At 73.4% G+C, this 6,902-nt stretch carries 9 protein-coding genes; 1 reads left to right on the forward strand and 8 read right to left on the reverse strand.

What is annotated here, in order from left to right:
- Nucleotides 1-75: 75 nt before the first annotated feature.
- The 5 genes from VM840_10010 to VM840_10030 form a co-directional block, all read right to left on the reverse strand.
- Nucleotides 76-342: an iron-sulfur cluster biosynthesis family protein gene (locus VM840_10010; GenBank protein ID HVL81912.1), complete on the reverse strand. Its 267-nt coding sequence runs from the start codon at nt 340-342 to the stop codon at nt 76-78.
- Nucleotides 342-1,373, reverse strand: a complete 1,032-nt coding sequence (locus tag VM840_10015) for a DUF3048 domain-containing protein (GenBank protein ID HVL81913.1) — start codon at nt 1,371-1,373, stop codon at nt 342-344. Before VM840_10015 ends, VM840_10010 begins: the two co-directional genes overlap by 1 nt.
- 50 nt (nt 1,374-1,423) lie before the next feature.
- Nucleotides 1,424-1,864, reverse strand: a complete 441-nt coding sequence (gene dut, locus VM840_10020) for a dUTP diphosphatase (GenBank protein ID HVL81914.1) — start codon at nt 1,862-1,864, stop codon at nt 1,424-1,426.
- 158 nt (nt 1,865-2,022) lie between these two features.
- Nucleotides 2,023-2,418, reverse strand: coding sequence for a DUF2752 domain-containing protein (locus VM840_10025; protein HVL81915.1), 396 nt, complete (start codon nt 2,416-2,418; stop codon nt 2,023-2,025).
- A 25-nt stretch (nt 2,419-2,443) separates the two neighbouring features.
- Nucleotides 2,444-3,199, reverse strand: a complete 756-nt coding sequence (locus VM840_10030) for an RDD family protein (protein HVL81916.1) — start codon at nt 3,197-3,199, stop codon at nt 2,444-2,446.
- Nucleotides 3,200-3,202: 3 nt separating this feature from the next.
- Between VM840_10030 and VM840_10035 the strand changes: the two genes are divergently transcribed.
- Entirely contained in the window at nt 3,203-4,270 is a 1,068-nt protein-coding gene (locus tag VM840_10035; protein HVL81917.1) for a stage II sporulation protein M, read from the forward strand.
- Nucleotides 4,271-4,289: 19 nt separating this feature from the next.
- On the opposite strand, the gene VM840_10040 is transcribed toward VM840_10035, so the two are convergent.
- From VM840_10040 to VM840_10050, 3 genes are all read right to left on the reverse strand, one after another.
- Nucleotides 4,290-5,534 carry a DUF58 domain-containing protein gene (locus VM840_10040; GenBank protein ID HVL81918.1) on the reverse strand — a complete coding sequence of 415 codons (1,245 nt, stop codon included), beginning with the start codon at nt 5,532-5,534 and terminating at the stop codon, nt 4,290-4,292.
- Nucleotides 5,535-6,464 (reverse strand): MoxR family ATPase, encoded by a 930-nt coding sequence (locus VM840_10045; protein ID HVL81919.1) that lies wholly within the window; start codon nt 6,462-6,464, stop codon nt 5,535-5,537.
- Nucleotides 6,448-6,902, reverse strand: a 455-nt coding sequence (locus VM840_10050; GenBank protein ID HVL81920.1) for a hypothetical protein, incomplete at its 5' end; no start/stop codon positions are given. The genes VM840_10050 and VM840_10045, both read right to left, overlap by 17 nt.

The following is a 6,902-nucleotide window of genomic DNA, read 5'->3' on the forward strand; positions in this document are numbered from 1 at the left end:
CGGGCTCGGCGCCCGCCGCCTGCGCGAGCGCGGCCTCAATCTCCTCGGGCTCGGGGGGGAGGACGACGGACCCGTTCATGCCCGCACCACCAACGTCTCGTGTTCGTCGGACACGTCTATCGTCACCTCGGGAGCCGAGTCGGCTATCTGGCGGTCTACGAATACCCGGACGCCCTCGAGCTCGACCACCTCGTCGGTGGGCTCCGGCGCGGGAGCGAAGCGGGGGCGCACCTGTCCGCCCGCCACGCGCAGGCGCACACCGACGTCCTCCGGCAGCGCCTCGGCCTGCTGCAGGGACCGGCGGATGACGTCCGCGGCGGCGTCGGTGACGTGGACGGCCATCAGCTCACCGACACCGTCCGGCCGGCCGGGACGAGCGCCACGTAGGTCGTGCCCCTGGCCAGCAGCAGCGGGTTGCCCTCGGCATCCGCGAAGCGGGTGTGCTCCCCGCCGCCGCGCGACCACCGTCCCCGGTAGGCGCGACCACCGCGGAGCACGATGGCGTCGCCGTCCCCGATCACCTGACTGTCGGGTGACGTCTGACGGTTCTGGTCGACGACCGTCCCCGGCCGGACGTTCACGAGCTGGATCACCACGTTCGTTGGGGCCACCTGGCTCCCGTCCTCGAGCGTGTGCGGGGTCGATCCGTTGAACCGAAGGTAGGTCTCGGTGTCGGTGTCGTACTGGTACCGGACGCTCGTCATCGGGGAGAACGACATCGTCACGGAGGTCCCCGGCTCACCGCTGGCGGGGTCCGTCCCTTCCTCCTCGGGCAGCCAGGAGAACAGAGCCGGAGGCGGGGAGCCGTCGCCCCGGCGCCAGAGCGCGTCGCTCGAGGTGTAGAGGTTGTACGGAGCCCGCCGTCCGCCGATCCGCTCGTAGGCCTCGGGGAACCGGTCGAAGTTGACGTCGGTGATCGAGTCGACCTCGGAGACCCGCGCCACCACCGGTGGCACCCCCCCGGCGTAGGCGAAGAGCGGGGAGAAGGGGGCGAGGACGTCCGGGTCCACGAACCTCGCGCTGCGGACCGGGCCGACCTGCCCGGGCTCCCGGGAGTGGAAGACCGCGATGAACCGGGTGATCCCGCCCTCGGCGAGCTCCTCGTAGACGACGTCCGCGTCCTCGAGCCCGGCCTGGGGGCGCTCGGGAGCCGAGTTGCCGATCTTCACCGCGAGGGCCTGGCGCTGCTCCCACTCCTGGCCCCGGCGCTCAACGGCTCCGGTGAGCGGGTGCTCGACGGTCGGGACCGGGGTCGGCGAGGGCGAGGGCGTCGGCGCGGGGGCGGGCTCGGGCTCCCGGCCGCGGCAGGACGCCAGGGCCAGGGCCAGGAGGACGAGCGCGCCGCAGAGCCGCGCAGGGATACGAGGGACCATACGGTGCGGCACACTATCGGACCCTCGCCGACGCGTCCACTCGCTCGGCTTCACGCGCCGGTCGACCCTAAGCCGCCCTCACCCCGCTCGGAGTCGGCGAGCTCTTCCACCTCGACGATGTCGGCGGTGGCGACCGGGACGAGCAGGAGCTGGGCGATGCGCTCGCCGCGCTCCACGACCAACGGCTGGCTCGGGTCGAGGTTCACGAGTATCACCTTCAGCTCGCCGCGGTACCCGGCGTCGATCACCCCCGGGGCGTTGACGATCGAGAGCCCGTCACGGGCCGCCCGGCCCGAGCGGGGGGTGGTCAGGCCGCACCAGCCTTCGGGGATCGCGATCGCTATGCCGGTCCCGACGACGGCGCGTTCACCGGGCCCGAGCGTCAGGTCAGAGACGGCGTGCAGGTCGAGCCCGGCGTCCCCAGCGCGCTGGTGCGTCGGGAGGGGCAGTCCTGGGTCGAGACGCTTGACGGGGAGCCGGAGGCGGCTCAGCCCGGCCACCTCTCCACGGGATGGGAAGCGGTGCGAACCACGTGGGCGGGTCCAGTCGCCGCCGGTTGCTCCATCGCCCCTGCCATCTCGACCTCCCTCTAGACGTCAGGACAACCTTCGCCCCCCGGCCCACCGCTGGCAACGAACCGCGGCGGGCCTCAGAGCAGGGCGGATCGGTGGAGCTGAAAGACCCACATCGCAGCGAGCGTCGCGACGACGACCCAGAGCGGCAGCTCGACCCGCACGCGTCGGCGGACGAGGACGGCGGCCAGGGCCACGACCACCGCCAGGATGCCCATCGGGGCGGCCGCCCAGGCCTCGGACAGGTCGAGGCGGAGGGTCGCCTCCACGCTCGTCGTCATCCCGCACGCGGGGCACGGGATGCCGGTGAGGGTGCGCAGCGGGCACGCCAGGTCCGGGTGCTGCGGGAGGCGAGGGAGGACGACGCCCGCTGCGAGCATCATCGCTGCCGGGAGGCGCAGGGTCGCGAGATCGACCACGACGCCGCGCGCTGGCCCGGTCCGCTCCTCGGGCTGTCCGGGGAAGGTCGACATCGACCTAGGCTAGCGTCGTGCGCGGTCAGCGGCGGGCGGACTTGATCGAGACGACCGCCTCGATGAACGACTCGTCGTCGGCCGGCTCCCCGAACGAGACGACCACCTCGCGCACCCTGGCCGCCAGGTCGGTCGCCAACCGATGCCGGGCCTCCGGGTCGATCGACTCCCGACGCTCCAGGAACAGCCGCATCGCGGCCAGGTCGGCATCGGACACACCGCTGACGTCCCACGTGGGGAGCGGGTCCGGCAGCTCGACCCCGCGGGTCGCGCCAACGCTCGCGTGCGGACGTCCACCGACCCGTTCCCGCGCCACGACGGTCCCCGCGACGAGGTCTCCCACCCGCTGGCCGCGCGGCGACAGCAGGATCGCGATCGTTCCCAACGCGTACGAGGTGAGGGGTCCATCGAGCAGCAGGACGAGCGATCGGACCGCCGCCTCCCGGAACCTGAGGGCGAGCCCGTCGTCACGCAGGACCCGCAGTCCCAACGCACGTTTGCCGGGCGTGCGACCCGACCAGACGGTCAGGAAGGCGACGTGGTAGCCGAACTCCACGATGAAGTACAGGATGAAGAAGGCGGCCAGCCCCACTGGCGCGCCCACGTCGACGCCGGCCGCTACGAAGGGGAGGATGAGGGCGAGTGACAGGCCCATCACGGCGGCGAGCTGGATCGCCCGGTCGATGAGCGCGGCCGCCGCCCGCGAGCCGAGGCCCGCCAGAGGCAGCTCGAGGTCGACGCCCTCCGGCGTGGCGATGGTCAGCCTGTCCTCGAACTCCACGCCATGAACCTAGAACGTTTCCTGCGGGACCGGCAGCGCGACTGGACGGAGCTCGAGCAGCTGTCCCAACGCGCTGGCAGACGCCCGGACCGTCTCGGCCCCCACGAGCTCCTCCGACTGGGAACGCTGTACCGAGCGGCCGCCGCCGACCTCGCGCTCGCCCGCCGCAGGTGGCCGGGCGACCCGGCGGTCCGCCGCCTGGAGCAGGCGGTGGGGCAGGCTCGGCACCTCGTCTACGACACGCAGACCCGGCGGGAGTCGGCGGTGCGGTTCTTCACCGACACGTACTGGCGACGCATCGCGGAGCGGCCTTCGGTGCTCGCCGCCGCCGCCGTCCTGCTCTTCGGGCCGTGGCTCCTGGCCTCGCTCTGGGCCCTCACCGATCCCGGAGGCGCCTCCGGGCTCGTCCCCGGGGAGTACCGGTCGGTGACCGAGCCGCGGACCCCCGGCCGTTCGCTCGGCCTCGGTGTGCAGGAGCGGGCGGCCTTCTCGTCGATGATCATGACCAACAACATCCAGGTGACCTTCCTCGCCTTCGCCGGCGGGGCCGTGGCGGGTCTCGGCACAGCTCTCGTGCTCCTCTTCAACGGGACCCTGCTCGGAACGGTGAGCGGGCTCGCCTTCGGCGCCGGCAACGGTGTCGCCTTCACCGAGCTCGTGGTCGCGCACGGACTGCTGGAGCTGTCCTGCATCGTCGTCTCCGGGGCGGCCGGGCTGCGACTCGGGTGGTCGATCGTCGACCCGGGACGGCTCCCGCGCTCCGTCGCGGTGGTCCGCGAGGGACGCCGGGCCGTGGAGATGGTGCTCGGCACCGTCCCCTGGCTCGTCGTCGCGGGCCTCGTGGAGGGTTTCATCACGCCGGCCGGCCTAGGCCTCACGGCCGCCGCCACCATCGGCCTCCTCCTAGGCATCACCTTCTGGTCCCTGACCTTCTGGCGCGGGACGCTCATCCCCCGCCGAAGGCGAGCCTCCGACGTCGCGGGAGGGGCGGTTCCCGGGCCGGCCGGTGCCGAGCGAGCCGCAGACGCCGAGGGGGAGGCGCAAGGCGAGCCGGCACCGGCCGGCCCCTAACGCGACCACCCCCACCACGTCACAACCGCGCCCGCGCCTTGGCCCTCAGGTACGCCCGCACGCACGCGGCGCCCAGAGCCTCCGGCCTGGCCTCGACCACGTCGGCTCCCACCCGGCGCAGGAGCGCCGCGGCTCGCGCCCTGGCTGCCAGGACATCCACGGCGACCGCGGCCTCGTACACGTCGTGGGGCTGACGCGGCTCCCGCTCGACGATCCGGGCGAGGTCGGTGTCGGTGGCGGTGGCGACGACGACGGCGTGGCGCCGAGCCAGGACCGGGACGGCGTCCACGAGCGGACGCGCTGCGGACTCCTCCAGGAGATCCGTGAGGACGATGACGAGCGCCCGCTTCAACCCACCCACGGTGCGGAAGGCGAGCTCGTGATCGCTCTCGACGGGCGTTGGCTCGAGGTCGAAGACCGCCCGGACGACCGCATCGCCGCCGTTCCGTCGCGGCCGGACGCTCCTGCGGATAGCGTCGTCGAACGCGACCACGCCGCACCTGTCCCCCACCTCGTCGGCGACGAGAGCTACGGCGGCGACGGCGTCGACGGCCGCGTCCAGGCGCGTGCGGTCCCCGAGCGGCGCGCCCATGAGGCGGCCGGTGTCCACCACGCAGATGACCTCGCGGTCCTGCTCGATCCGGTACTGGTTGCTCATGGGGCGTCCGGTCCGCCGCGTGGCCGACCAGTTGATCTGACGGACGTCGTCGTCCGGCTGGTACTCACGGATCGTCTCGAAGTCCGTCCCGAGTCCGAGCGGTCCGCGCGTGAGGTGACCGGCGTCGCGGAACCTGCCCTGACGCACCGCCATGGCCAGGGTCCGGGCCGCCGGGAGGTCCGGGTACACGGTCACCTCGGTGGCCTCGCCGCAGCGTTGGTGGTACCACGCACCGAGCCCGAGCCGTCCGGTCACGCGGACGGCCACCGGCGGGACGCTGTGGCGGCCCCGGCGCATCGGCGTCACGGTCGCGAGCAGCCCTTGGTCGCGCTCGTCCGGATCCAGGAAGAGGTCGGGCGGGACGGGCTGCCGGACGCGGGCGCGTCCGGCCGCGGCCACCCTCACGACGACGCGGGACCCGACCCCTCGCGACTGGACCGCCGCCACCTCCCGGTCGACCCGGGGAGGGGTCCGGACGCTGAGCGCGTCCGCGACGACGACCCCGGCGACGACCAGGACGGCGATCGCCGCGACCCACGCCGGGGCGACGAGGGCGGACAGGGCGGCGACCGCGACCAGCGCCGCCGCCCGGGCCGTCGGCGCCATCTACCTCGGGACGGGGACGGACGCGATCGCGGCTCCCACGGCGTCGTCGGGACGGTACCGCTCGAGCTCCGCCTCGGGGCGGAGCATCAAGCGGTGGCGCAGCACGGGTCTGGCCATGCGAACCACGTCGTCGGGGGTCACGAAGTCGCGTCCGTCCAGCCTTGCGGCGGCCTTCGCCGCGGCGAGCAGGTGGACGCCGGCGCGGGGGCTCGCGCCCAGGGCGACGCTGGGGAGCTCGCGCGTCCTCCTGATGACCGCCGTCACGTACGAGACGACCTCGTCGGACACGGTGGTCGCGTCGACCTCCTCCCGGAGCTCGATCACCTCGTCGGCGTCCGTGACGGCCTCTACCTCGTCGAGCGTCGTCGGGACGACCCCCGAGTGCGCCACCCGCAGGATGTCCTCCTCCTCGGGGGCCGCGGGGTACCCGACGTCGACCTTCACGAGGAAGCGGTCGAGCTGGGCCTCCGGGAGAGGGTAGGTCCCCTCGTACTCGATGGGGTTCTGGGTGGCCACGACGAGGAAGGGGTCCGGGAGCAGGTGAGCCTCCCCGCCGACCGAGACCTGCCGCTCCTGCATCGCCTCCAGGAGGGCGGCCTGCGTCTTGGGGGGGGTCCGGTTGACCTCGTCGGCGAGCAGGACGTTGGTGAAGACCGGCCCGGGGCTGAACCTCAGCGACGACCGCTGGAGCGTCATGGTGCCGGTGAGGTCGGACGGGAGCATGTCCGGGGTGAACTGCACCCGGGTGAAGTCCATCCCGAGGGCCCGGGCGACCGCGTTGGCCATCAGGGTCTTGGCCACGCCCGGCACCCCTTCGAGGAGCACGTGTCCGGAGACGCCGACGGCGGCGAGCAGGATGTCGATCGTCTCCGCCTGTCCGACGATGACCTTGGCCACCTCGTCTCCCAGGCGGTCACGCAGGTCCCGCACCGCTGCCTCCCGTGGCCGTGGTCGATGACAGTCGGGCCAGCGCTCGACCCACCGCCAGGACCTCCTCAGGCGAACCGCCCTCACCCAGGACGGCGTCCAACTCCTCCGGCGTGAGTCCCGCGCGCAGGCCGATCTCGCGCAGCGGCCGCTCGCCGGCCAACGGATCGTAACCGGCACGTCCCGCCAGGCGGAGCCTGATCGCCGTCCGCACGGGCTCCACCGCGTCCGCGGGCCGGTCGGTGCGCGCCAGGGTCGCCGCGACGGCCTCCACGTACAGCCGGCGTGGCGGGGGAAGCTCGCGAGCCCCCGTGGTCGCCGGGCCGAGCCGCCGTCCACGCGAGACCATCCATACGAGCGCGGCCAGGACGAGGCCGGCCATCGTCCATCTCCAGCCGGCTGGGATCGCTGCGACGCCCTGCCCGTCGACGTAGCCGTGGA

It is taken from the genome of Actinomycetota bacterium (assembly GCA_035540895.1).
Classification (GTDB): Bacteria; Actinomycetota; JAICYB01; order JAICYB01; family JAICYB01; genus DATLFR01.

Excerpts from the sequence above, each read along its gene's own strand:
- VM840_10010 (HVL81912.1), bottom strand. The coding sequence starts at position 342 with ATGGCCGTCCACGTCACCGACGCCGCCGCGGACGTCATCCGCCGGTCC.
- VM840_10015 (HVL81913.1), bottom strand. The coding sequence starts at position 1,373 with ATGGTCCCTCGTATCCCTGCGCGGCTCTGCGGCGCGCTCGTCCTCCTG.
- VM840_10025 (HVL81915.1), bottom strand. The coding sequence starts at position 2,418 with ATGTCGACCTTCCCCGGACAGCCCGAGGAGCGGACCGGGCCAGCGCGC.
- VM840_10035 (HVL81917.1), top strand. The coding sequence starts at position 3,203 with ATGAACCTAGAACGTTTCCTGCGGGACCGGCAGCGCGACTGGACGGAG.
- VM840_10040 (HVL81918.1), bottom strand. The coding sequence starts at position 5,534 with ATGGCGCCGACGGCCCGGGCGGCGGCGCTGGTCGCGGTCGCCGCCCTG.